Here is a 24660-nt window from a genome sequence, read left to right on the forward strand (position 1 = left end):
GCGCGCAAGGCCATGCGAACTCCAATTGCCAGACCGGAGGACGGCGGCAGCACACGCCGCACACGCCCCGGACCGCCCTGGGCTCCACATGAACCCGGCTTCCATCGAAACCGGACCGCACCTTGCGGTGCAGCCCGTTGTCTCCGCCATCCATCGCAGGACGCACAGTCCCTGCCATGAACTCTCTTCAGCGAAAGCAGCATGCCGGGCCTCGGGCACTATTGCAATACGCACAAGCCCTGCAATCTGCCAGCGTAGCGCTCCGGAGAGCGCACGGAAAAAAGCCTGCCGACGGGTGCAGGCAGGCCGGTACAGGCGCACGGAACGGTGGAACGGATCGATGGCGCGCAGGCGGGGCGGAGGGGAGGCACCGGCCTGCGGTCACCGCCCATTGTAGCCAGCCTTGATTTTTGTCATTGACAGCGTCGCCAATGCGCCACGCTTGCAGCGGTGATGCCTGCCGAAAGGCCCGCTTTCAGCTCAGACCACGCAGCGCCCCATCCGGTCTGCCACGGCCGGCCACCCCGCCAGCTTTCAGGCACCGCCCGGACGCCCGCCCTGCAACATGGCCCGCATGTCCTGCAGCGAGACGGCGCTGCTGGAGCTGACCTTTACGCGCGGCGCCGGCTTGAAGGCGTGGCCGTAGACGATCTCGAAGGTGAGCGCCAGTTGCCCGCCCTGCGACGGGTCCGCCAGCTGGTCGCCCAGGGCCTGTTCCAGCCGGTCGCGCCAGCGCCGCCCGCGCAGCGCTGGAAACCGCTGCGGATGCAGGTTGCAGCCCAGCTCCCGCAGTTCCTGCAGCAGGCGCTGCGGGGTCGCGAAGGTGAGCGTAATGCGCTCCATGTCCATCACCGGTTCGGCAAAGCCAGCATGCACCAGCATGTCGCCCCAGTCGTGCATGTCGGTCATGGCGTGCCCGGCCGGGGGCCAGCCCAGCGCGGCATACAGACCGTGCAGCTCCCGCACGGTGTCCGGCCCCAGGCACGAGAACATCAGATAGCCGTCCACACCGCCAGCGCCCGGTGCCACTGCGCGATCAGTGCCTGTGGGTTGGCGGCCACGTGCAGCGCCATGTTGGACCACAGCAGCTGCACGCCGCCGTCCTGCGGCAGGCCGAAGCGCGGCGCCTTGCCGGCCCAGCGCGTGGGGTTCCACCACGGCATGGCGAACCGGGCCTGCGCCTGGGCACGGCCGGCGTCGGACGAGGTCTCGGCGATCAGGCAGGCCGCCTCCGGATAGCGGCGCGCCACCAGGTGGTGGCCTTCGATGCCGCCGCGCAGGGGGTCCCAGTCGCACCAGGCGGCGGGTGCCTGGCGGATCCACTGGAGGCGGTCGTCCATGCGCCGCGCCACCTCTTCGTGCAGCCACGGCGAAGTGGCCGGCGCGCCGGCATGCCAGCGCGCTGCGGCGACCGGGTCGATGGTGGGAGGAAGCTGTTCTGCCATGGCAAGCGAAAGTGGCCGCGAGTATATTGACCCGATGCTTCACAACGCTCGTGCAGGGATATGGCGCCCTTGGCGGGAGTGGCTCGCCAGCCTCCCCAGCCAATGCGCGGTGTGCCACGCCTGGCCGGCGCGCCGCGTGTGCGACGACTGCGTGGCGCGTTTCGCCGCACCCTGCCCGCGCTGCGCCACCTGCGCGCTGCCGGTGCCCGCGGGGTTGGCGCAATGCGGGGCCTGCGTCCGGCATCCGCCTCCCATCGATGCCTGCCTGGCGGCCGTGGACTACGGCTACCCCTGGGCCCAGGTGCTGGCCGGCTTCAAGTTCCAGGCCGATCCCGGCTGGGCGGGCACCCTGGCCGGGCTGCTGCGGCAGGTGCCCGGCGTGGAGCCCGCCCTGGCCGCGGCCGACCTGCTGGTGCCCGTGCCGCTGTCGCGCGAACGGCTGCGCGAGCGCGGCTTCAACCAGGCGCTGCTCCTGGCCCGGGCCCTTGCGCCAGGCAAGGCCCGCGCCCGAACGCTGCTGCGCACGCGCGACACGCCGGCCCAGCACAGCCTGCCGCGCGACCGGCGGCTGCGCAACCTGCGCGGCGCCTTCGCGGTGGAGCCTGCACTGGCGCCGGAACTCGCCGGCCGGCGCATCGTGCTGCTGGACGATGTGATGACGACCGGCGCCACCGTGCAGGCCGCCGCGCGGGTGCTGCGCGAGGCCGGCGCCGTGCATATCACGGCCCTGGTCGTGGCCCGCACGCCCTGACGTCCGTAGCCCTGCCAAGGCTGCGCGACGGGCTCCCGCGGATACTTTTGTTTACGACGTGCGCTGTCGGCCCTCGCCTGCCCGATCACAATAGCCGCATGTTCCACATCGTTCTCGTCGAGCCTGAAATCCCGCCCAACACCGGCAACGTGATCCGCCTGGCGGCCAACACGGGCTGCGTGCTGCACCTGGTCGAGCCCCTGGGCTTCTCCATGGAAGACCGCTACATGCGCCGCGCCGGCCTCGACTACCACGAGTACGCCGAGGTCAAGCGGCATGCCGGCTGGACCTCCCTGGTGCGCACCGAGCATCCCGACCCGGCGCGCATGTTCGCGCTCACCACCCACGCCACCCAGAGCGTCTTCCAGACCCTGTTCCTGCCGGGCGACTGGCTGGTGTTCGGCGCCGAGACCCGCGGCCTGCCGCCCGAGCTGCGCGACACCTTCCCGCCCGCCCAGCAATTGCGCCTGCCCATGGTGGCGGACCAGCGCAGCCTGAACCTTTCCAACGCCGTGGCCGTGACGGTGTTCGAGGCCTGGCGCCAGTGCGGCTTCGTCAACGGCGGCTGACGGCAGCGGCAGCACGGCCTGCGAGGGGCGGGCACCGCTGTTGGGCCTGATGGCCATCGCCTAGCCGGCGATCGTCCCGGCTCAGGACTTGGCGCCGTAGTTGCGCACCAGCGACTCGGCCACGCACACCGGCTTGTCGCCCCCCTCCCGCTCGATGGTGACCAGCCATGCCATCTGCACGCCGTCCGGCGCGGCCGGCTCCACGGACTGGAGCGTCAGCCGCGCCCGCAGGCGGCTGTTCACCGGCACCGGCGCCGGAAAGCGCACGCGGTTGAGGCCGTAGTTCACGCCCATGCGCGCGCCGTCGATGCGGAATGCCGACTCGAACAGGCGCGGCAGCAGCGACAGCGTGAGGAAGCCGTGCGCGATGGGGGTGCCGAACGGGCCCTGCGCAGCGCGCTCGGGGTCGACGTGGATCCACTGGTGGTCGCCCGTCGCCTGCGCGAACTGATCGATCTGCGCCTGCGTGACCGTGATCCAGTCGGTGAGGGCCACTTCCTGGCCCACGCAGGCGGCCAGCTCGGAATAGGTCTGGAAGGTTTTCATCGGTGCACTGTAGGCCGAGGCGCGGGCCGCCCTTGTCGGCCGGGCGACACCCTCAAGGAACAGGTTCTACGCGTCCAGCCAGTCGCAGATGGACTGCCACTGCTCCCGGTCGCGCGCCACGCGGCCGGGGGACACGTCGAACAGAGACAGCCCGTGTGCGGCGAGGTGGATGTAGTTCTGCGTGTCGCGGAGGTAGCCCAGCACCGGAAAGCCCAGGCTGTCGACGAAGGTGTGCAGTTGCTCCGCCGCCAGCGTGCGCGCGTCCACCCGCATGCCGACGATGCCGACCTGCGCCCGGCCACCATGGCGATGCTCGGCGAGTTCGTCCAGGAATTGCCGCGTGGCGAAGATGTCGAACACGCTGGGCTGCAGCGGCACGACGATCTTGTCGGCCAGCTTGAGCACATCCTTCAGGCGCCAGCCATGCAGGCCGGCGGGCGTGTCCAGCACGGCATGGGTGGCGTCCTGGGGCGGCCGGGGGATCAGGTCCGAGCGGACATCCCACGCGCCGATGGGCCGGGCGGCGGGCGGCCGCTGCCCCAGCCACAGCCGCGCGGACTGCTGCCGGTCGGCATCGCCCAGCACCACGGCGTGGCCTCGGCTGGCGTAGTAGCCGGCGATGTTGGTGGACAGCGTGGACTTGCCCACGCCGCCCTTGGGATTGGCAACTGCGACCACCGGCATGCGCGCCTCCTTCGATTGGCAGGAAAGGAACTCCGGAACGCGATGGTAGCGCGGCGGCGGCTGCGGCAGCCGGCGTGCAGCGGACTTCAAGCCCAATCGGCCTCAAGCGCTTTATTGACAAGCGCCTATAGCTATTATTTTTATAGCAATTGTTCTAACCGTGCTGCGCCCCGCGCTTGACGAAGAACAGCCCCGCGCCCACGGCCATCAGCAGGCCGCCGAACACGCGGTTCTGCGTGCGCACGGCCTGGGCGCTGCGCAGCAGCCGCCGCAGCGTACTGGCGCCGAAGGCGTAGCCGTGCATGACGACCACGTCCACTGCGACGGTCGTGGCCGCCATGGCCAGCAGCTGCGTCCAGAGCGGGCGGGTGTCGGTCATGAACTGCGGCAGCACGGCCACCATGAAGATGATGCCCTTGGGGTTGGTGGCGTTGGTCAGAAAGCCCGTCAGCACGCGGCGGCGCCAGCCGGTGGCCGGGGCCGCGCCATCGCCCACCAGGCCGCCAGCCTCCCCGGCGCGCCACTGGCTGAACCCCAGATAGATCAGGTAGCAGGCGCCCAGCACCTTGACGACGCTGAAGGCCGTCTCGGAGGCCAGCAGCAGCGAACCCACCCCCGCGCCGGCGATGACCAGGATCAGCAGCAGGCCCAGCTGCAGCCCGAGGATGGTCGCGCCCGTCTTGCGCACGCCGTACGAAAGGCCGTGGCTCATGGACAGCACGGCGCCCGATCCCGGTGAAAGGGCGATGAGGCAGGAAGCGAGGAAAAAGGCCACCCAGGTGTGCAGATCCATGGCGAACTCGTTGCGGCAGACAGTCAGGACAGGGGGCCGGATTGTAGGAGAGGCGCCCCGCGCCCTTCCTGGCAGGGGCTGGACGGGCCCGCGCACGCCGCGGGCCCCGGTGACACAATTCACCCCGGCTCTCGCCGGCCGCGCCGCGCAGCCCGTCCCTGACCTGCGCCGCCAGGCTGCAATGTCTGCCGCCTTTTGCTTCGCCCCCTTTCGTTTCTGCCCACCTGACTGCCGCACATGGCCCACGCCCCCACCTGGCTCACCTACGGATTCACCTACCTCGCGGCCGCCGTGATCGCCGTGCCCATCGCCCGCGCGCTGGGGCTGGGCGCCATCATCGGCTACCTGGCGGCAGGCATCGCCATCGGCCCCTGGGGGCTGGGGCTGGTGAGCAATGTGCAGGACATCCTGCACTTCGCCGAGTTCGGCGTGGTGCTGATGCTGTTCCTGGTCGGGCTGGAGCTGCAGCCCAGCCGTCTGTGGAGCCTGCGGCGGCCGATCTTCGGCCTGGGCAGCGCGCAGGTACTGGGCTGCGCCGCCGTGCTGTGGGCCGCCGCGTGGGCCTGCGGCCTGCCCTGGAACGTGGGCCTGGTGGGCGCGCTGGGGCTGGCGCTGTCGTCCACCGCCATCGCGCTGCAATCCATCGACGAGCGCAATCTGATGCGCACCGACAGCGGACAGAAGGCGTTTTCCATCCTGCTGTTCCAGGACGTGGCGGCGATTCCCATCCTGGCGCTACTGCCGCTGCTGGGCGCCGCAGCCCTGGGCGCCAGTGCACCGCACCACACGCCGGCAGAGATCGCGCTGGAGGCAGCCAAGGTCATCGGCATGATCGCCGCCATCGTGCTGGGCGGGCGCTGGGCGCTGCGCCCGCTGCTGCGCTGGATCGCCAAGAGCAACACGCCCGAGATCTTCACGGCCGCCTCGCTGTTCCTCGTCGTCGGCATCGCCATGCTGATGCTGAGCGTGGGCCTGTCGATGGCGCTGGGCGCCTTCCTCGCCGGCGTGCTGCTGGCCGACAGCGAGTACCGGCGCGAGCTGGAGACCGACATCGAGCCGTTCAAGGGCCTGCTGCTCGGCCTGTTCTTCATTGCCGTGGGCATGAGCATCGACTTCGGGGTGCTCATGGCCTCGCCGTGGACCATGCTGGCGCTGCTGGCAGGCTTCCTGGCCGTGAAGGCCGGGGTGATCTATGCGCTGGCGCGCATCACGCGCATGCCCTACCAGGAGCGCCCGGTGTTCACGCTGCTGCTGGCGCAGGGCGGCGAATTCGCCTTCGTCGTGTTCCAGAGCGGCGCAAGCGCCGGCGCCATTCCCAACGAAACGGCCTCGCTGCTGATCGGCGCGGTGGCGCTGTCGATGCTGCTGTCGCCCTTGCTGCTGGTGGCCATGGACCGCGTGCTGCTGCCGCGCTACGCCCAGCTCAAGACGGATGCGCAGCCGCCCGAGGCCGCGCAGGCACACGCCCTGTCCGAGCCCCAGCAGGCGCCGGTCATCATCGCCGGCTTCGGCCGCTACGGGCAGATCGTGGCGCGCATGATGCTCGCCCAGGGCGTGCCCGCCACGGTGCTGGACCACAGCGTGGAAATGCTGGAGGTGGCGCACACCTTCGGCTACCGCGTGTTCTACGGCGACGCCACCCGGCTGGACCTGCTGCGCATCGCCGGGGCCGACCAGGCGCGCGTGCTGGTCGTGGCCGTGGACGACACCGAGCAGTCGCTGAAGATCGTGAAGATCGCGCGCAAGCATTTTCCGCAGCTGGAGATCGTCGCGCGCGCACGGGACGTGACGCACTGGAATGCCCTGCGCGACCTGGGCGTGACGCGCGTGGAGCGCGAGGTGTTCGAATCCAGCCTGAAGACCGCCCGCGCCGTGCTGGAGGTGATGGGCATGCCCGGCGAACAGGCCGAGGCGCTGGCCGACCGCTTCCGCCACCACAACATCGCCCTGGCCGACCTGATGTACCCGCACCACCAGAACCGCGAGAAGATGATCGCCGTGGCCAAGCAAGGCCGCCAGCAACTGGTGGAGCAGATGGCCAAGGAACGGCAGGAGCACGCTGCAGCACCAACGCCGCAGGACACGTCCCCAGCAGAGCGAGGCTCCCCCGGCAGTTGACAGCAGCGCAGTGAGCGGGCCAGGGGCGCCGCGATGCGAGGCACGGGCCTGCGCAGATCCGACGCCCAGGCCGACTTGCTGAAGACAGGAAGGTGCTGGGGCGGGCGTCTGCCTGCCGTGGTCCGCTGATGCAGCTTACGGGCCAAAAGCCCCGGATTGCTCTTTCATTAAGCGCAATCAGCTATCTTCTTGATAGCAGCTCAATCCACGCTCGCGCCCGACTCCTTCACCACCTTGCCCCACTTCACGGCTTCCTTCTGGATGAAGGCGGCGAACTGCTCAGGCGTTTCGCCGGCGGTCTCGGCGCCCTGCTCGTTGATCTTCTTCTTGATGTCGGGCTGCGCCAGCACCTTGACCAGGGCCTTGTTCAGCTGGGCCACGATGGGCGCGGGCGTGTTGGCCGGCGCAAACATGCCGAACCACGACGTGGCTTCATAGCCGGGCACGCCGGCTTCGGCGATGGTCGGCACGTCGGGCAGTTCGGGCGAGCGCTTGGCCGTGGTGACGGCGATGGGGCGCAGCTTGCCCGAGCGCACGTGCTGGATGGCCGAGGGCATGTTGTCGAACATGATGCCGATCTGGTTGCCCAGCAGGTCGGTCACGGCGGGTGCGCTGCCCTTGTACGGCACGTGCTGCATGTCCACCTTGGCCATGCTTTTGAACAGCTCTCCCGACAGGTGGATGGAGCTGCCGCTGCCCGAGGAACCGAAGTTCACCTTGCCCGGGTTGGCCTTGGCATAGGCGATCAGCTCCTGCACCGTCTTGTACGGCTGCGACGGGTTGGCCACCAGCAGGTTGGGCACGTTCGCCACGCGCGTCAGGGGCGCGAAGTCCTTGATCGGATCGAACGGCATCTTCTTGTAGAGCGCCGCGTTGATGGCGTGCGTGCCCACCGTGCCCATGAACAGCGTGTAGCCGTCGGCAGGCGCGCGCGCAGCCATCTGACCGCCGATGTTGCCGCCGGCGCCGGCACGGTTGTCCACCACCACCGACTGGCCCAGCTCTGTGGTCAGGCCCTGGGCGATCACGCGCGCCAGGATGTCGGTGGTGCCACCGGCCGCGAACGGCACGATGATGGTGATGATCTTGTTGGGGTAAGCCTGCTGCGCGAAGGCGGCTGCGGGGACGATGGCGCCAGCGGTGGCGGCCAGGGCGGCGGCCAGAACGGTGCGGCGGGTATTGAAGCGGAATGCGGACATGTCGTTGTTTCCTCGGATCTCTTGTAGATGAAAAACCTGGCGGGTGCTATGCCCGCCAGAAGGGGCTCGGGGTAGCTGCGGAGCAGCGCGGTGGCTGGATGCGTGCTTGGCTTATTCCTGCACGATGGACGACGGGTGGTTGGCCAGCGGCGTGACCTTGATCTGCATGTACGGGAAGAGCGGCAGGCCGCTCAGCAGGGTGTGCAGCTCGTCGTTGCTGGCCACGTCGAAGATGCTGACGTTGGCGTATTCGCCCACCACGCGCCACAGGTGGCGCCACTTGCCGTCGCGCTGCAGCTGCTGCGAATACGCCTTCTCCTTGGCCTTGATCTCGTCCACCACGTCGGGGGCCAGCGTGGGCGGGATCTGCACGATCATTTCAGCCATGAACAGCATGGAGTTCTCCTTGAAAAGAGGATGGGGAAAAGGGAACGGGAATCACAGGTGCGGCCAGACCAGCATGGTCACGGCGTAGATGGCGCCCACCAGGAGCATCGACACCACTGTGTAGCCCATGATGTCCTTGAGCTTGAGCTTGGACAGGGCCAGCGCCGGCAGGATCCAGAAGGGCTGCACGAGGTCGTTCCAGCCGTTGCCCAGCATCACCGACATGGCCGTCTGCGCCTGCGATGCGCCCAGCGTGGTGGCCGCGTTGATCATGAAGGGACCCTGCAGCACCCAGTGGCCGCCGCCCGAGGGCGCGAAGAAGTTGATGACGAACGAGCTGATCAGGCCCCACAGCGGCAGCGTGTCGACGGTGGACACGCTCACGAACACATGGGCGATGGACTCCACCAGCCCCGAGCCATGCATGATGGCCATGATGCCGGCGTAGAACGGGAACTGCAGAATGATCCCGCCGATGGTCTTCACGCCTTCGTTGACCTTCTCCACGTAAGCCATGGGGGTGCCCAGCAACAGCACGCCCAGGAACAGGATGAAGAAGTTGATCATGTTCAGATCGAGGTTGCCGCCTTGGATGAAGTGGATGGCCACATACGCCATGCCGCACAGGCCGATCAGCAGGCTCAGCACGCGGCTGTGGTTCAGGCGCCAGGCCAGCGTCTTCTCGTCGCCCATCACGCTCTCGGCGCTGGCGGGCTTGGCGTCGACCACGGTGGCCGGGTCCAGCTCGACGACCTTCTCGCCCTGCTTCGGGTGCATGGTGGCGTTGAGCAGCGGCAGCGCGATCAGCACGGCCAGGCTGGTCAGCAGGATGGGCGCGGAGAAGATGGTCTGCGTGAGCGGAATCAGCCCCATCGTGCTTTCAAAGGCATGGCCCTTGGTGGAGATGAGCACCGGAATCGTGGCGGAGAAGCCCAGGCTGTACATGGTGAAGCCCGTGTAGGCCGCCGCGATGATCAGCGGGTAGTGCACGCCCTTGACCTTGAGCGCCAGCTTGCGCGCCATGATGCCGCCAATCACCAGGCCGAAGCCCCAGTTGAGGTAGCTGCCCACGCAGCCCACCAGCGTGGCCACGATGATCGCCTGGCGCGGCGTGTGCACATAGGTGGTGATGCGGTTGAGAAACCGGTCCACGATGGGCGCAGCCGCCAGCACATAGCCCATCACCAGGATCACCGCCATCTGCGTGGTGAAGGCCAGCAGGCTCCAGAAGCCCTTGCCCCAGTCCTGCACCACGTCGTTGATCGGACGGCTTTCCACACCGAAGGCCAGCGCCATGGTGAGCAGCGTGAGCATGATCGCGAAGACGAACGGATCGGGCAGATAGCGCCGCATCAGCTCGGTGAAAAAGGCGGTGATTTTCGACATGGAAGAACTCGTCTCGCTGTTATGGGATGAATGAGAGAAGAAGAGGAATCGATTCAGTGGTGCAGCCTCTGAAACCGTCTCGGCATGGCCGATCAGAAGGCCGCGGAGCAGGCCACGCCAGCAGACGCCGTGGAACGGGCTTCGCCCGGCCACCGGCGTCGTCCCCCTTCCCGGATCGCGCAGCGAGCCGAGAGAAGCGGGAAGGCGCGCAGCGCCTCAGGGGGTTGTTCACACACCGGCTACGCCAACGGTCATGCCGCCGCAGACGTAGAGCACCTGGCCGGTGACGAAGCCGCTGCGCGCATCCAGCAGGTACGACACGGCATGCGCCACGTCGTCAGGCGTGCCCACGCGCTTGACCGGCACGGATTCGATGATGGCCTGCGTGCGCGGCGCATCGGGGGGGTTGGCGCGGTCGAACAGCTCGGTGCGGATGGGCCCGGGACCGATGGCGTTGGCCGTGATGCCGTGGCGGCCCAGCTCCAGCGCCCACACACGGGTCATGCCGATCAGGCCGGCCTTGGTGGCCGAATACGCGGTGCGCAGTTCCTTGCCCAGGGCCGCGCGGGACGACATGTTCACGATGCGGCCGAAGCCCGCTGCCTGCATGCCCGGCAGCAGCGCCTGCATGCACTGCAGGCTGCAGCGCAGGTTCAGCGCCACGGCCAGATCGAACTGCTCCAGCGTCTGTTCGGCCGCCTCGGCCGGCACCACGATGCCCACGTTGTTCACCAGGCGGGTGATGGGGCCGCCGGCCAGCGCTTCCTGCAGGGCGCGGGCAGTGTCCTCCACATCGGACAGGTCGGCCTGGATGCCGCCGGGCACATGGCCCACGGTGCGGTCGATGATGACGGGCTCGTAGCCGTCGGCGCGGCAGCGCTCGGCCGTGGAGGCACCGATGCCGGCGCCGCCGCCGGTGATGAGAACGCGTTCGCGCGCAGACGCGGTGGTGGTCATGGAAGGTCTCTTTCTTGGTTCTTCAGGAAGGTAGGGCGCAGACCGCTCAGAGGAAGCACTGGCCGCCGACATAGGCCTTGCGCCAGCGGGTAAGCGTCACGCGAGCGAACAGGCCCGCGGTGTGGAACGGGTCGGATTCGATGAAGCGCTGCGCCTCTTCGCGCGAGTCCAGCGCCACCACGTACAGACCGCCGCCCAGGTCGGTACCGTCGTCGGCCAGCTTGGCGCCGCAGGCCAGCAGCAGCGCCTTGTGCTGGTCCAGAAACTCCAGGTGCGCGGCGCGCGTGGCCTGGCGCACGTGCTGGTGTCCGGGCTTGTCGAAGGTTTCGATGATGAAAGGCACAGCAGTCTCCCGGCGCACGCAAAAGCGGCACCTAACGAACGCCGCTTGCGCGGCGGATGGAATGGATTCCCTGCGGTGCGCACCGCAGGAACGGGGTGACGGACGGCCTACACGGTGGCAACCGGCGTCACGGGTGAGGCGATGGCCCCGGGCAGATTCAACGGCGGCGCCGTCAGCAAGAAACGGTAGCGGCTGCGTTCACGCAGCCAGGCGGCCAGCGGCGTCAGATGCCACAGTTCACCCAGGTGCACGCCCAGCTTGAACAGGCAGTGCTCGTGCAGCGGCAGCGCGGCGCAGCACGCGGCAGCACCGGCTTTGGCGGGAAAGGCCTCCACCGCATAGTTGTCGGCGGCGATGGCGGCCAGCTGACTGTCGGTGATCCACTGCAGCAACTTCTCGTCGCGCCCGTCCAGCACCGCGCAGCTGCCCGCCAGCACGGCCGGGTCCGGGTGCTTGCGCATGCCCAGCACCACGTCGGCAAAGCCGGTGTGCAGGCAGACGATGTCGCCCGGCTCCACGGCCACGCGGTCGGCGTCCAGCACGCGCATCAGCGTGTCGTAGCCCACCACCGTGCGGGCATCGCCCAGGTGCGCGCGCAGATCGACCATCACGCCGCGGCCCTGCACGCCCGTGCGGGCCATGCCTTCGATGCCCAGCGCATGCGCAGCCGAAGTGCTGACCGCAGCGCCCGGCGCGGCGGGCACGCCGGCATCGCACACATCGCTGGGGCCGACCACATCGCGGCCGGCGGCGTAGCCGTTGTAGTACAGCGCTTCCGGCAGGCCGTCGCCATTGGCGTCGAACATCGAGCCCGCATGCGCGAGGCCATCCCACTGCGTCGAATATTGCAGGTGCAGGATGGCCAGATCGTCCGACAGCACATCGGTGCGGCCCTCTTCCAGCCCGCCCAGCAGGCAGTTGAAGTTGACCTGGCCCTTGCGCAGCAGCGGCCGCAGCACCGGCGGATTGCGGTTGGGGTTGAGCGCATTGCCACCGGGGTAGTCCAGCGGCAGGCTGAGGGCGAAGGCCAGGCCTTCGTGCACCTCGGCCACGCCCTGGCGCACCTTCTCCGGCGTGAGCAGGTTTAGGCGGCCGAGCTGGTCGTTGGGACCGAAGTCGCCCCAGGTGGAGCCGTCGGGCCGGCGCTGCCAGCGGGGGTTGGTGGGCTGCTGCAGACTCATGTGCGATGGGCCTCAGCGCGCCAGAAAGCCGGCCAGCGCGGCGTTGAAGGGGTCGGGCGCCTCCAGGTTGGACAAATGCGAGGCCGGCAACTCGGCGAGCTGCGATCCCGGGATGGCGGCCTGCATGGCCTGCGCATCGGCCACCGTGGTCACCGGGTCTGCACTGCCGGCGATCAGCAGCGTGGGCACAGCGATGGCAGCGATGGCGTTGCGCAGGTCGGCCTGCGCCAGCGCTTCGCAGCACGCGGCATAGCCTTCGGGCGCAATGCCGGCGATCCAGCCCTGCGCGCGCTGCACCACCGCAGGCTGCGCCGCCGTGAAGGTCTCCGTGAACCAGCGGCTGGGCGACGAGGCGGCCAGCTCGGCCATGGCGGCCGCGCCTTTGTCGCGCACCAGGGCGGCGCGCGCGGCCCAGCCCTCTGCCGTGCCGATCTTGGCAGCGCTGTTGGCTACTACCAGGTGGTTCAGACGCTGCGGCGCATGCACGCCCAGCCACAGGCCGGTGAAGCCGCCCATGGAAATGCCGCAGAAGCTGGCGCGCTCGATGCGCAGCGCATCCAGCAACGCGATGACGTCACCGCCCAGCTGGTCGAACGTATACGAGCCAGGCGAGAGCACGCTGCCGCCGTGGCCGCGGGTGTCGTAGCGCAGCACGCGGTGGGTGGCAGCGAAATACGCGGCCTGGACGTCCCACATCTCCAGCGTGGTGCCGAGCGAGTTGGACAGCACCAACACGGGCGCTCCGTCCGGCCCGTCGATGGCGACGCGGAAGGCGCCTTGTGACGTGTTGATCGTGGTGATGGACAAGAGGGTTCCTCCGTGCGCAGTGGTGCGCGTCAGACGCGCTCGAGGATCACGGCGATGCCCTGCCCCACGCCGATGCACATGGTGCACAGCGCGTACCGGCCGCCGTGTTCATGCAGGCGGTTGACGGCGGTGGTGACCAGGCGGGCGCCGCTGGCGCCCAGCGGGTGGCCCAGGGCGATGGCGCCGCCCCAGGCGTTCACACGGGCGTCGTCGTCCTGGATGCCCAGCGCGCGCAGCACGGCCAGGCCCTGGGCGGCGAAGGCTTCGTTGAGTTCGATCACGTCCAGGTGATCGATGGTCAGCCCCGTCTGCGCCAGCACCTTCTGGGTGGCGGGCGTGGGGCCGAAGCCCATGATGCGCGGTGCCACGCCAGCCGTGGCCATGCCGACCACGCGGGCACGCGGCTTGAGGCCGTATTTGGCGGCGCTGGCTTCATCGGCCAGCAGCAGCGCGCAGGCGCCGTCGTTCACGCCGCTGGCATTGCCGGCGGTCACTGTGCCGTCCGGCCGCACCACGCCCTTGAGCTTGGCCAGCGCCTCCAGGCTGGTGGAGCGCGGGTGCTCGTCCTGGCTCACCACGATGGCATCGCCCTTCTTCTGGGGAATGGTGACGGGCACGATCTCGCGCGCCAGGTGGCCGGCCTGGATGGCGGCCACGGCGCTGAGCTGGCTGGCCAGGGCCATGCGGTCCTGCGCCTCGCGCTCGATGCCGAAGTCGGTGGCCACGTTCTCGGCCGTCTCGGGCATGGAATCGACACCGTACTGCGCCTTCATCAGCTTGTTGACGAAGCGCCAGCCGATGGTGGTGTCATACACCGCGTTGTTGCGGCTGAAGGCGGTTTCGGCTTTGGGCATGACGAAGGGCGCGCGGCTCATGCTTTCCACGCCGCCGGCGATCATCAGGCCCGCCTCACCCGACTTGATGGCGCGCGCGGCGGAGCCCACGGCGTCCAGGCCCGAACCGCACAGGCGGTTGAGCGTGGCGCCGGGCACTTCCAGCGGCAGGCCGGCCAGCAGTGCGGACATGCGCGCCACATTGCGGTTGTCTTCGCCCGCCTGGTTGGCGCAGCCGTAGAGCACGTCGGTCACGGCCGCCCAGTCCACGCCCGGGTTGCGCTCCATCAGCGCCTTGATCGGGATCGCGCCCAGGTCGTCTGTGCGCACGCTGGACAGGGCTCCGCCATAACGGCCGAAGGGCGTGCGGATCGCGTCGCAGATGAAGGCTTGGGGGGTGGTCATGCGTGTCTCCAGAAAGATTGGGGGTCGGGACGGCCGGGCGGTGCCCGGCGGCCGGCAGGTCAGACCTGCGCGGGCTGGATCGGCAGGCCGACCAGGCGTTCAAGCTCGGCGTGCTCCAGGCCGGGCACGGCGTCGATCAGCTTCAGGCCCGTGGGCGTGCACTCGATCGTCGCCAGGTCGCTGTAGATGCGCTTGACGCAGCCGATGCCGGTAAGCGGGTACGTGCACTGCGGCACGATCTTGGACTGACCCTGCTTGGTCAGCAGATCCATCATCACCCAGGTCTGCTTGGCGCCGATGGCCAGGTCCATGGCGCCGCCCACGGCGGGAATGGCGCCCGGCTCGCCCGTGCTCCAGTTGGCCAGGTCGCCCGTGGTGCTGACCTGGAAGGCGCCCAGCACGCAGATGTCCAGATGGCCGCCGCGCATCATGGCGAAGCTGTCGGCGTGGTGGAAGTAGGCGCCGCCCGCCAGCAGCGTGACGGGCTGCTTGCCGGCGTTGGTCAGGTCGTAATCTTCCTGGCCGGGGGCGGGCGCGGGGCCCATGCCCAGGATGCCGTTCTCGCTTTGCAGGATGACTTCGCGGTCGGCCGGGATGTGGTTGGCCACCAGGGTCGGCTGGCCGATGCCCAGGTTCACGTACGCGCCTTCGTGGATGTCTTGCGCCACGCGGGCGGCCAGTTCATCCTTACTACGTCTTTGATAGCTGCTCACGCTTATTCCTTCTGCGCTGGAGGCCGATTTCATGCCGATTTCTTGAAGCCGGCCGCCTGGGTGGCGGTGCGCTCGATGCGCACGATCTGGCTCACGTAGATGCCGGGGGTGACGATGGCCTCGGGGTCCAGCCCGCCCAGCTCGACGATCTCGTGCACCGTGGCGATGGTGCGCTTGGCGGCCGTCGCCATCACCGGGCCGAAGTTGCGGGCCGACATGCGGTACGTGAGGTTGCCCCAGCGATCGCCCTTTTCGGCCTTGATGAGGGCCACATCGCCATGGATGGGGTACTCCAGCACGTAGTGCTTGCCGTCGATCTCGCGCGTTTCCTTGCCCTTGGCAAGGTCGGTGCCGTAGGCCGTGGGGCAGAAGAAGGCCCCGATGCCGGCGCCCGCAGCACGCATGCGCTCGGCCAGGTTGCCCTGGGGCACCAGTTCCAGCTCCAGCTTGCCGCTGCGGTACAGCTCGTCGAACACCCAGCTGTCCACCTGGCGCGGAAAGCTGCAGATGATCTTGCGCACCAGACCGGCCTTGAGCAGCGCGGCCAGGCCCGTGTCGCCGTTGCCGGCGTTGTTGTTCACCACCGTCAGGTCGCGCGCACCGTGGGCGATCAGGGCGTCGATGAGCTCGCCCGGTATGCCGGCCGTGCCGAAGCCGCCGATCAGCACCGTGGCGCCGTCCTGCACCCCTGCTAGCGCCTGGGCGACCGATTCCGCAATCTTGTTGATCATGTCTTTGGGAAGGGGGGAGAGACCGAGGGGACAATCCGCTCGATTCGCACCGGCCGATTGTTCGCATATCGAACATTTGTTCGTATAATGAATTTTAGGACGAAAGCCCATGAGTGACACCCCCCTGGAGACTAGTGATAACCCTAGGCCCGGCGACAGCTATGTGCAGTCGTTCGCGCGGGGGCTGGAGGTCATCCGCTCGTTCAACGCCCAGGCGCCGCAGCAGACGCTGAGCGAGGTGGCGGCCGCCACGGGCCTGACCCGCGCAGGCGCGCGGCGCATCCTGCTCACGCTGCAGACGCTGGGCTATGTGGAGAGCGACGGCCGGCTGTTCTGCCTGACGCCGCGCATCCTCGACCTGGGTTTTGCCTATCTCTCGTCCATGCCCATCTGGGACCTGGCCGAGCCGGTGATGGAGGCGCTGGTGGACCAGGTGCACGAGTCCTGCTCGGCCGCCGTGCTCGACGGGCTGGACATCGTCTATGTGCTGCGCGTGCACACACACAAGATCATGAGCACCAACCTGGGCGTGGGCTCGCGCCTGCCCGCGTTCTGGACATCGCTGGGCCGCACGCTGCTGGCCGCCCTGCCCGAGGACGAACTGCGCCAGCGCCTGCAAACCGCCCCGCGCGTGCCCCACACGCAGAACACCGTTCTGGACGACGAAGCGCTGCTCGCGCGCATCGCCCAGGCGCGCCAGCAGGGCTGGTGCCTGGTGAACCAGGAGCTGGAGGAAGGCCTGATCTCCATCGCCGCGCCGCTCAAGAACCGCGCGGGCCACACGGTGGCGGCGCTCAACATCAGCGGGCAGGCCAACCGCACCAGCGCGGAGATGATGCAGGAGCGCCTGCTGCCCGCCCTGCTGCAGGCCTCGCAGGCCATCTCGCGCACGCTGGGCACGCGGCGGCGCTGAGGCGCCGGGGCGCGCGGTCGGCCGGCCCTCCGCTCAGGGCAATGGCAGAAGCCGGTCGCCCTCGCCGGGGCGGCAGGCGTCGCCCAGCGGCGCCCATCCCGCGTGCGCCACCACGCCATCGCCGGCCAGGCACAGTTCGGTGCGATCGGCCTGCGGCAGGCGCTGGCGCACGAAGGCCTCTACCGTGGCGGGCAAGCTCATGCGCAGCCGCAGGGCATAGCGGTCGTCCTCGGGGTGGTCGCGCAGGTGCAGCAGCGGCACGAAGCCGGCGGCGAACATGAGCGCATGTGAATCCACGTGCACCGGCTCGGGCGCATAGCCAGCGCCGCGCAGCCAGTCCTGGGCGCGGGCGCGCAGGTCGGGGCCGTCGGGCAACGCGCCCCACGCGGTGGCCAGCAGTTCCACCACCCACTGGTTGCAGTTCTGGTAGTCCAGCCCGTAGGCATAGGCGTTGGCGCTGTAGCGCGCGGCCAGCAGGCGCAGGGCGCGCGGGGCGTCGAGCAGCGCGTCGCGCACGGCCTGGCCCGCGGGCCCGGGCAGCGGCGCGACCGACAGGTAGCTGCGCTGCGGCGCGTCCATCCCCATCACGAAGCCGGCCAGGCCCTGGTCATACAAGCGGGGCTGTCCGGCCGCGCAGTCGTAGTACAGCTGGCGGGCGCTCCACTCGCCGCGCTCGCTGCGCCAGGCGATGGCGGCATGGGAGTAGCGGATGCCGAAGCGCGAGAGATCCAACCCCGCCCGGCTGATGAGCACCGCGGGCGCGCCGCTGTCCTCCAGGGTCTGGCGCAGCACGGCCGACAGGCGCAGCAGCCGGTCCTGGTCGGCCGCGGTCAGGGGCGTGGTGGTGCGGCAGACATCGGGCCACCCTCCCGCCTGCGCAGGGGCCCCGATGGCGCAGGCCGCACACCACACCAGCGCGGCGGCGGCGCGCCGCCAGGGGCTCATGAGCGGCCGACGGGGCGCGGCGCCAGCCCGCCATGCCAGTCGTCGGCCAGCACCAGGAAGAAGGCTTCGCCCGTATCGCCGCGCGCGAACTGCACGCCGTAGACGCGGCGCTCGGCCCGGACGGTGTCGCCTACCGCCAACTGCTGCGGAGCGAACACGGCCTCGGGCAGCTCCAGCAGCACCGGATCGCCGGCCGGCGGCTGCAAGGCGACGCGCACGAAGCCCGGGCGGTCGGGCGCGGCCGCCACGTCGGTGATGCGGTAGTCGGCATCGGCGACGGCGTCATGCGAGCTGTTGCTGGAGCCCTTCAGCGAATCGGACACGCTGCCGCTGGAGGCCGAGCCAGCGCTCGAGGCACTGGAAACGAAGCTGTCTGCGAACGCGGGCAGCGTGCCCGCGAGGGCGAGAACGCCGGCGCAGGCGAGGCGGAAGACGGCAGGAAAGGACATGGATCGGCCACCACGGAACGGGGAAAGAAAGCACCGCCCCGGGGCAGGCGCAGCGTGCCGGCCAGCCGGGTGCTGGCGGGGCAGTGCCGGCACGGCGGCGATTCTACGGGGCGGGTACCGCAGCCTCTTGCCACCGCGGCAGGGCCCGCCGGCTCAGCGATTGCGAAAACCCAGCACCAGCACCACGGCGCCGGCCACCATGGCGCCGATGCTCAGCCACTGGGGCACGTTGACGGACTCTTTCTCTTGCACCGACAGCTGCAGCGGCCCCAGCTGGGCGTGCGTGGTTTCCTTGGTGAAGCTGAAGCCGCCGGTCAGGAAGCCGGCCAGGCCGAGGATCAGCAGCGCGGCTCCGATGATGCGCAGTGCGGTCATGGGGGATCCTTTCGTCGGGAGGCTCAAAAACAAGGTGCCTGACTGTAAGGAGCCGAAATGCCGTGGCGCGTAGGACACAGCCGCATCGCAGACCGCGGCCCGCGGAGCCTCCCGCACCAAGCGGGCAGGGACATTCTTCAAAAACCATAGCACCTTGCGCTTGATACATAAGCTTTATCAAGGGATTAATGCCTGAATCCCTTTCCAGTCAAGCGCCAGCTGCTATGGTTTTTTAACAACACGGTGCCCGGCCAGAGGGCAGCAGCGCCGGCACCCAAAGGGCGGGCGCGCCAAAAGCGCAGGCCCGGCGTGCTAATCTGCCGCGATGTTCAATCCGTCCCAAGCCGACGTACGGCGCTTCTTCTGCGCCGTCTATGCCAAGTCCCGCGCCGGCCAGCCGATGGAGGCCATCGAAACCCTGGCAAGCCTCTGGATCGACGAACACCCCGAATACCACGCCGACCTGTCGGACGTCGACGCCGCCCTGGCCCGCAACTACGACGATCCGCCCGGCCAGACCAACCCCTTCCTGCACCTGTCGATGCACCTGTCGATCAGCGAGCAGTGCAGCATTGACCAGCCGCGCGGCATCCGCCAGGCGGTCGAGCTGCTGGCCGCGCGCCTGGATTCGCTCAAGGACGCCCACCACGCCGCCATGGAATGCCTGGGCCAGATGCTCTGGGAAAGCCAACGCGCCGGGCGCCCGCCCGACGGCGACGCCTACATCGCCTGCGTGCAGCGCCGCGCCACGCGGGACTGATCCGCCCCCCTCACCACCTGGCCTGCCGTGGTCCTGCCGCCCGCCCACCTTGCCTGGTGCCCGGCCGCCCGCCCGGCGCCTGCGCGTTGATGCGCTACCGCCTGCAGATCCCCCTGCGCATCGCCATCGGCGTACCGGTGGCGCTGCTGTTCGCGGCCACGGTGGCGCTGCTCACGCTGGCGCAGCACCGGCAGATCGACCAGTTGATCGACCAGGAGAGCGCACGCCTCATCGACGCCATCACCACCACCTCGCGCAACCGGCTGGCGGCCTTCCTGGAGCCGCCGTTCCAGATCCAGCGCACGCTGGCCGACGCCATCGCGCGCCACGGCCTCTACCAGCCGGGCGACCTGCAGGCGGTGCAGGACCACCTGCGCGGCATCTTCACCGACCTGTACGGCGACCACGCGCAGATCGGTCTGCTGGGCTTCGGCGGCCGCGACGGCGACTATGCGGCCATCCGGCGCGATGAAGGCCGTTTTCGCCTCATCCTCAAGGACCGCCATACGCAGGACGTCACCCGCATCTACGGGAACGCCACGCCCACGCAGGATGCGATCAAGGTGCACGGCTACGACCCGCGCGCCCGCCCCTGGTACGTGCAAGCCCAGCACCGCGGCGAATCCGTCTGGTCGCCCATCTACACCACGGTGGGAGAGCGCGGCGACGTGATCGTGTCGGCCAACACGCCCGTGTTCGTGCAGGGTGTGTTCATCGGCGTGGCACAGGCCGAGGTGCGGCTGGACAGCCTCAATCGCTTCCTGCGCCAGGAGCCGCTGCGCGGCCATGGCCACATCTTCGTGGTGGATGGCGCGGGGCGGCTGGTGGCCCATTCCGAGCCGGGCTCCGTCCTGGGCGCCCGCCGCGGCCCGCAGGCCGAGTACGAACGGCTGATGGCGTCGGACAGCCCCAGCCCGCAGGTCCGCGCCGCCGCACAGCACCTGGGCGAGGCCGGCGGAGACGAGGCGAAGGATTTCCGCCTGGCACTGGAGGGCGCCGTCTACTACGGCCGGGTCTCGCACTTCGGCGACCCGCGCGGCCTGGACTGGCGCATCGTGGTGCTGCTGCCCGAATCGGACCTGCTGGGCGAGACGCGGCAGTCGATGCGCCGTTCCACCTTCGCCTCTGTCGGCATCGCCTTGCTGGGCCTGCTGCTCGGGCTGTGGGTGCTGCAGCGCGTGGTGCGCGCCATCCAGCTCACCACCGACGCCGCCAACCGGCTGGCGCGCGGCGAATGGGAGTCGGGCCTGCCGCTGCGCAGCGCATTGCGCGAGCCCTCGGTGCTGATCCAGGCGTTCAACCAGATGGCCGAGCGGCTGCAGCACTCGTTCCGGCAACTGCAGGAGCAACTGCTCACCGACCAGCTGACGCAGCTGCTCACCCGGCGCGGGCTGCTGGAGCGCGCGGCCTGGACAGAGCCGCGCCGCGCCGCGCTCAGCCTGGTCGGGCTGGACGCCTTCCGCGCCGTCAACGACAGCGTAGGGTTCGGCACCGGTGACCGGTTGCTGCAGGCCATTGCCGAGCGCATGCGCGAACGCATGCCCCAGCCGGTGCTGATCGCCCGGCTGGGCAGCGACGAGTTCGCGCTGCTGCACCTGGACATGGAAGGCGTGTCCGACGAGGCCATCGGCCGGGCGGTGCTGGGCCTGTTCGCCACGCCCTTCACCGCCGGCGCCGACGAGGTGCTGCTCAATGCCTCGGTCGGCGTGGTCAGCGGCGAGATGCGCGGCGACGAGCTGACCGACTGGCTGCGCAACGCCAGCATCGCACTGGGCGACGCCAAGCGCCGCGGACGCAACCAGTGCGTGGTGTTCGAAGCCGGCATGGTGGCGCAGTCGGTGGAGCGGGCGCGCCTGGCCTCTGAGCTACGGCAGGCGCTGGAGAAGCACCAGTTCCTGGTGCACTACCAGCCCGTCATCCACCTGGCCACCGGCCGCGTGACCGGCGCCGAGGCCCTGCTGCGCTGGAACAGCCCGGCCCGCGGCATGGTGCCGCCCGGGGTGTTCATTCCCGTAGCAGAAGAGTCCGACCTCATCCTGGCGCTGGGCGACTGGGTGCTGCGCCATGCCACGCAGGCCATCGCGCAGCGGCTGCCCCAGCTGCCCGCGGACTTCGAGCTGCACGTCAACGTCTCGGCCCGCCAGCTGATCCAGTCCGACTTTCCGCTGCGCCTGCGGCAGTTGCTCCAGGCGTGCGGGCTGCCCGCGCAGCAGCTGACGCTGGAGCTGACCGAGTCGGTGCTGATCGAAGACGACGCCCTGACGCAATCGCGCCTGGCGGCCATCCGGGCGCTCGGCGTCAAGGTGGCCATCGACGACTTCGGCACCGGCTACGCCTCGCTGGCGTATATGAGCCGGCTGCCTTTCGACTGCCTGAAGGTGGACCAGAGCTTCGTGCGCAAGCTGCTCGACTCGCCCCAGGACGCCGCCATCGTGGCCGCCGTGCTCAGCATGGCCGAAGGCTTCGGCGTGCAGGTGGTGGCCGAGGGCGTGGAGACGGAAGCCCAGGCGCGCCGGCTGCGCGCCATGGGCTGCGCCGCCGCCCAGGGCTACTGCTTCGGCCGGCCGGTACCGCTCGAACTGCTGGACGTATCGGACCGCCAGATTCCGCCCGAAGCCTGAGGCTTGCGCGGCGCCGGCGCCGGCGCCGGCGACGCCAGAGGCAGACGGCACAGGCGCGTGCGCAATGCCGCTGCTCCCATGAAAAAGGGCCCGCGGAGGGCCCTGTCTTTTGTACAGCGTGGCCGCCGCGGCGGCGTCAGCGGAAGCGCGGCTGCGGCACCACCTGCAGGTCGCCGTCCAGCGAGCCGATGTAGCCCGCCAGCGCCTTCAGCTCGGCATTGGTGAACTGCTTGGCGATGCCGGCCATGACCGCGTTGGAGCGGCCCACGTTCTGGTTCTTCTCGGTCTTGTACGACTTGAGCGCCACGTACAGGTAGTCCGAATGCTGGCCGGCGATCTTGGGGTACGACGGGTCGATGGGCTTGGCGAAGTTGGCGCCGTGGCAGGACACGCAGGCGCCCTTCTGCAGCAGCGCCTGGACCTGTGCGCTGGGCTGGCGCGACGGCTGAGCGGGCAGCTCGCCGGCCTTCTTGCCGTGGGCTTCGTAATAGGCGGAGACATCGGCGATGTCCTGCTCGGACAGCGAGTCGGCGATGCCGCGCATGGTGGGATGCTTGCGGTCGCCCTTCTTGTAGGCGTCCAGCGCGGCGGCGATGTACTTGCCGCCCTGGCCCGAGATCATGGGCACCTTGTGCACCTCGGGGAAGCTCGCCTGGTAGCCCGGGATGCCGTGGCAGCCGATGCACATCGCGACCTTTTTCTCACCGGCCTGTGCGTCGCCCTTGACTTCCTGGGCCCCCGCGAAACCGGTCGCACAAGCGACAGTCAGCCCGAATATCGTGGTCAGTGTTCTGTTCATTTTGCGCGCACAATCCCGTGGTGGTTGTCTCTCTAATGAGAAGAATTATAGGAGGGGGTCGTCCACCTCCTTTATCAACGATTACCCTATTCAAGGCCCATGAAATTCCAAGGTTCCGAGAATTACGTCGCCACCCAAGACCTGATGCTGGCCGTGAATGCGGCCATTACATTGCAACGGCCGCTGCTCGTCAAAGGCGAGCCCGGTACCGGCAAGACGATGCTGGCCGAAGAGGTCGCGGCCGGCTTGGGCATGCCGCTGCTGCAGTGGCACATCAAGTCCACCACCAAGGCGCAGCAGGGCCTGTATGAATACGACGCCGTGAGCCGGCTGCGCGACAGCCAATTGGGCGACGCGGACAGCAGCGAGCGCGTCAAGGACATCCGCAACTACATCGTGCAGGGCGTGCTGTGGCAGGCCTTCACCGCCGACCAGCCCGTGGCGCTGCTGATCGACGAGATCGACAAGGCCGACATCGAATTCCCGAACGATCTGCTGCGCGAGATCGACCGCATGGAGTTCTACTGCTACGAGACGCGCGAGCTGATCCGCGCCAAGCACCGGCCGCTGGTGTTCATCACCTCCAACAACGAGAAGGAGCTGCCGGACGCCTTCCTGCGCCGCTGCTTCTTCCACTACATCAAGTTCCCCGAAGCCGAGACGATGAAGAAGATCGTCGACGTGCACTTCCCCACCCTCAAGAGCGAGCTGCTCACGGTGGCGATGAAGACCTTCTACGACGTGCGCAATCTGCCCGGCCTGAAGAAGAAGCCGTCCACCAGCGAGCTGATCGACTGGCTCAAGCTGCTGGTGGCCGAGGACATTCCGCTGCAAGCGCTGCAGAGTGCCGACAACAAGGTCGCGATCCCGCCGCTGGTGGGCGCCCTGCTCAAGAACGAACAGGATGTGAGCCTGTTCGAGAAGCTGGTGTTCATGAACCAGAGGAACCGCTGACCCTCCGAGCCCCGCCGCGTTGCGCTGCGGCTCTGCCACCGCCCGGTGAACGGGGCTGCCTGCAGCGCCCGGCACCGGCTGAATCGAAGACACCCGGAAAGGACATTCCATGGCTGATGCACAGCGGCTCTTGCTCGAAGGCGTTTCGGATGCGGTGGGCTTCGTGGGCGGCGCCCTGCTGGGCTACTGGATCGGCCACCTGCTCGGCTTCGACATCTTTGCCGAAGGCTACGGCGCCGCCAGCCTCCTGGGCATTGCGCTGGTGGGGCTGGGCGGCGGGCTGGGCCTGCACGGAGCCCGGCGCTGGCGTGCCGCGCACAAGAAAAAGCCCGAGACCCCCTGAACTGTTTTCCGAAGGACCGACGCCCCATGGCATTCGTTGAACCCGTGACCCTGCAGGACCGCGGCATCCGCCTGGAGCCGCTGGCTCTGTCCCATGAACCCGGCCTGGCCGCGGCAGCTGCCGACGGCGAGCTGTGGAAGCTGCGCATCACCTCGGTGCCCGAGCCCCAAGACACACGCGCCTACATCGAAACGGCCCTGGAGGGCCGCGCCCAAGGCCACCGCTTCGCGTTTGCCGTTGTGGAAGAAGCCACCGGCCAGGTCATCGGCACCAGCAGCTACCACGACATCGTGCCGGCCGTGAAGCGCGTGGAGATCGGCTACACCTGGTACGCCAAGCGCGTGCAACGCACGCACGTGAACACCACCGCCAAGCTGTTGCTGCTGACCCATGCCTTCGATACGCTGGGCTGCCACGTGGTGGGCTGGCGCACCGACAACTACAACTTCGCCTCACAACGCGCCATCGAGCGCCTGGGCGCGAAGAAGGACGGCGTGCTGCGCGGCCACGCGCCGCGCCGCGACGGCACCATCCGCGACACGGTGATGTACAGCATGCGCAGCGGCGAGTGGCCCGAGGCCCGCGCCCATCTGCTATACCTTTTGAAGCGGCATGCGCTTACTTAATAAGCGCTAGAGGCCTATTGGACTCGA

At 68.9% G+C, this 24660-nt stretch carries 26 protein-coding genes and 1 pseudogene; 9 read left to right on the forward strand and 18 right to left on the reverse strand.

Annotated elements, in window-relative coordinates; genetic code table 11:
* Positions 1–534 precede the first annotated feature (534 nt).
* A pseudogene (locus QE399_RS01985) lies at positions 535–1445 on the reverse strand (class I SAM-dependent methyltransferase).
* A 34-nt stretch (positions 1446–1479) separates the two neighbouring features.
* On the opposite strand from QE399_RS01985, the gene QE399_RS01990 reads away from it, so the two are divergent.
* Together QE399_RS01990 and QE399_RS01995 are read left to right on the forward strand one after the other, a co-directional pair.
* Positions 1480–2196 carry a phosphoribosyltransferase family protein gene (locus QE399_RS01990; RefSeq protein WP_309825674.1) on the forward strand — a complete coding sequence of 239 codons (717 nt, stop codon included), beginning with the start codon at positions 1480–1482 and terminating at the stop codon, positions 2194–2196.
* A gap of 98 nt (positions 2197–2294) precedes the next feature.
* The gene (locus QE399_RS01995) at positions 2295–2765 is read left to right on the forward strand and encodes a tRNA (cytidine(34)-2'-O)-methyltransferase (protein WP_309825675.1); all 471 of its coding nucleotides are present in this window, start codon (positions 2295–2297) and stop codon (positions 2763–2765) included.
* An 81-nt stretch (positions 2766–2846) separates the two neighbouring features.
* Here the strand turns inward: QE399_RS01995 and QE399_RS02000 are convergent, their stop codons facing one another.
* The 3 genes from QE399_RS02000 to QE399_RS02010 all read right to left on the reverse strand — a co-directional run bounded on the left by QE399_RS02000 (position 2847) and on the right by QE399_RS02010 (position 4788).
* A complete protein-coding gene (locus QE399_RS02000; protein WP_309825676.1) occupies positions 2847–3311 on the reverse strand; it encodes a MaoC family dehydratase in 465 nt (154 codons plus the stop codon).
* 66 nt (positions 3312–3377) lie between these two features.
* A complete protein-coding gene (locus QE399_RS02005; protein WP_309825677.1) occupies positions 3378–3995 on the reverse strand; it encodes a nucleotide-binding protein in 618 nt (205 codons plus the stop codon).
* Between the two features lie 154 nt (positions 3996–4149).
* Positions 4150–4788, reverse strand: a complete 639-nt coding sequence (locus QE399_RS02010) for a LysE family transporter (RefSeq protein ID WP_309825678.1) — start codon at positions 4786–4788, stop codon at positions 4150–4152.
* Positions 4789–5025: 237 nt separating this feature from the next.
* Between QE399_RS02010 and kefC the strand changes: the two genes are divergently transcribed.
* Positions 5026–6906, forward strand: coding sequence for a glutathione-regulated potassium-efflux system protein KefC (gene kefC, locus QE399_RS02015; protein WP_309825679.1), 1881 nt, complete (start codon positions 5026–5028; stop codon positions 6904–6906).
* A gap of 200 nt (positions 6907–7106) precedes the next feature.
* Here kefC and QE399_RS02020 read toward each other — a convergent pair whose 3' ends face one another.
* The 10 genes from QE399_RS02020 to QE399_RS02065 form a co-directional block, all read right to left on the reverse strand.
* Positions 7107–8105: a Bug family tripartite tricarboxylate transporter substrate binding protein gene (locus QE399_RS02020; RefSeq protein ID WP_309825680.1), complete on the reverse strand. Its 999-nt coding sequence runs from the start codon at positions 8103–8105 to the stop codon at positions 7107–7109.
* A 111-nt stretch (positions 8106–8216) separates the two neighbouring features.
* Entirely contained in the window at positions 8217–8501 is a 285-nt protein-coding gene (gene catC, locus QE399_RS02025; protein ID WP_309825681.1) for a muconolactone Delta-isomerase, read from the reverse strand.
* Between the two features lie 42 nt (positions 8502–8543).
* Complete coding sequence (locus QE399_RS02030; RefSeq protein WP_309825682.1) at positions 8544–9878, reverse strand: short-chain fatty acid transporter; 1335 nt, start codon at positions 9876–9878, stop codon at positions 8544–8546.
* Positions 9879–10106: 228 nt separating this feature from the next.
* A complete protein-coding gene (locus QE399_RS02035) occupies positions 10107–10835 on the reverse strand; it encodes an SDR family oxidoreductase (RefSeq protein ID WP_309825683.1) in 729 nt (242 codons plus the stop codon).
* Positions 10836–10881: 46 nt separating this feature from the next.
* Entirely contained in the window at positions 10882–11178 is a 297-nt protein-coding gene (locus QE399_RS02040) for a YciI family protein (protein ID WP_309825684.1), read from the reverse strand.
* A 107-nt stretch (positions 11179–11285) separates the two neighbouring features.
* Entirely contained in the window at positions 11286–12359 is a 1074-nt protein-coding gene (locus QE399_RS02045) for a cyclase family protein (protein WP_309825685.1), read from the reverse strand.
* Positions 12360–12371: 12 nt separating this feature from the next.
* Complete coding sequence (pcaD, locus tag QE399_RS02050) at positions 12372–13166, reverse strand: 3-oxoadipate enol-lactonase (protein ID WP_309825686.1); 795 nt, start codon at positions 13164–13166, stop codon at positions 12372–12374.
* Between the two features lie 29 nt (positions 13167–13195).
* On the reverse strand, positions 13196–14404 hold the full coding sequence (pcaF, locus tag QE399_RS02055; protein ID WP_309825687.1) for a 3-oxoadipyl-CoA thiolase: 1209 nt from the start codon (positions 14402–14404) through the stop codon (positions 13196–13198).
* Between the two features lie 59 nt (positions 14405–14463).
* Positions 14464–15117, reverse strand: a complete 654-nt coding sequence (locus tag QE399_RS02060) for a 3-oxoacid CoA-transferase subunit B (protein ID WP_309825688.1) — start codon at positions 15115–15117, stop codon at positions 14464–14466.
* Positions 15118–15146: 29 nt separating this feature from the next.
* Positions 15147–15848: a 3-oxoacid CoA-transferase subunit A gene (locus tag QE399_RS02065; protein ID WP_309825689.1), complete on the reverse strand. Its 702-nt coding sequence runs from the start codon at positions 15846–15848 to the stop codon at positions 15147–15149.
* A 109-nt stretch (positions 15849–15957) separates the two neighbouring features.
* On the opposite strand from QE399_RS02065, the gene QE399_RS02070 reads away from it, so the two are divergent.
* A complete protein-coding gene (locus QE399_RS02070) occupies positions 15958–16761 on the forward strand; it encodes an IclR family transcriptional regulator domain-containing protein (protein ID WP_309825690.1) in 804 nt (267 codons plus the stop codon).
* Between the two features lie 33 nt (positions 16762–16794).
* Here QE399_RS02070 and QE399_RS02075 read toward each other — a convergent pair whose 3' ends face one another.
* The 3 genes from QE399_RS02075 to QE399_RS02085 form a co-directional block, all read right to left on the reverse strand.
* Entirely contained in the window at positions 16795–17706 is a 912-nt protein-coding gene (locus QE399_RS02075) for a DUF2145 domain-containing protein (RefSeq protein WP_309825691.1), read from the reverse strand.
* Entirely contained in the window at positions 17703–18155 is a 453-nt protein-coding gene (locus QE399_RS02080) for a hypothetical protein (protein WP_309825692.1), read from the reverse strand. Before QE399_RS02080 ends, QE399_RS02075 begins: the two co-directional genes overlap by 4 nt.
* Positions 18156–18308: 153 nt before the next feature.
* Positions 18309–18530 (reverse strand): hypothetical protein, encoded by a 222-nt coding sequence (locus QE399_RS02085; RefSeq protein WP_309825693.1) that lies wholly within the window; start codon positions 18528–18530, stop codon positions 18309–18311.
* A gap of 325 nt (positions 18531–18855) precedes the next feature.
* Here QE399_RS02085 and QE399_RS02090 point away from each other — a divergent pair, with 325 nt between their 5' ends.
* On the forward strand, positions 18856–19290 hold the full coding sequence (locus QE399_RS02090) for a DUF1841 family protein (protein ID WP_309825694.1): 435 nt from the start codon (positions 18856–18858) through the stop codon (positions 19288–19290).
* Positions 19291–19346: 56 nt separating this feature from the next.
* Positions 19347–21911, forward strand: coding sequence for a bifunctional diguanylate cyclase/phosphodiesterase (locus QE399_RS02095; RefSeq protein WP_309825695.1), 2565 nt, complete (start codon positions 19347–19349; stop codon positions 21909–21911).
* Between the two features lie 136 nt (positions 21912–22047).
* Here the strand turns inward: QE399_RS02095 and QE399_RS02100 are convergent, their stop codons facing one another.
* On the reverse strand, positions 22048–22710 hold the full coding sequence (locus tag QE399_RS02100; RefSeq protein WP_309825696.1) for a c-type cytochrome: 663 nt from the start codon (positions 22708–22710) through the stop codon (positions 22048–22050).
* Positions 22711–22809: 99 nt separating this feature from the next.
* Between QE399_RS02100 and QE399_RS02105 the strand changes: the two genes are divergently transcribed.
* The 3 genes from QE399_RS02105 to QE399_RS02115 all read left to right on the forward strand — a co-directional run bounded on the left by QE399_RS02105 (position 22810) and on the right by QE399_RS02115 (position 24633).
* Positions 22810–23664 (forward strand): AAA family ATPase, encoded by an 855-nt coding sequence (locus QE399_RS02105; RefSeq protein WP_309825697.1) that lies wholly within the window; start codon positions 22810–22812, stop codon positions 23662–23664.
* Positions 23665–23773: 109 nt separating this feature from the next.
* The gene (locus QE399_RS02110; protein WP_309825698.1) at positions 23774–24007 is read left to right on the forward strand and encodes a hypothetical protein; all 234 of its coding nucleotides are present in this window, start codon (positions 23774–23776) and stop codon (positions 24005–24007) included.
* A gap of 26 nt (positions 24008–24033) precedes the next feature.
* Positions 24034–24633: a GNAT family N-acetyltransferase gene (locus tag QE399_RS02115; protein ID WP_309825699.1), complete on the forward strand. Its 600-nt coding sequence runs from the start codon at positions 24034–24036 to the stop codon at positions 24631–24633.
* Positions 24634–24660 lie beyond the last annotated feature (27 nt).

The sequence above is a fragment of the Paracidovorax wautersii genome, from assembly GCF_031453675.1.
GTDB lineage: Bacteria > Pseudomonadota > Gammaproteobacteria > Burkholderiales > Burkholderiaceae_C > Paracidovorax.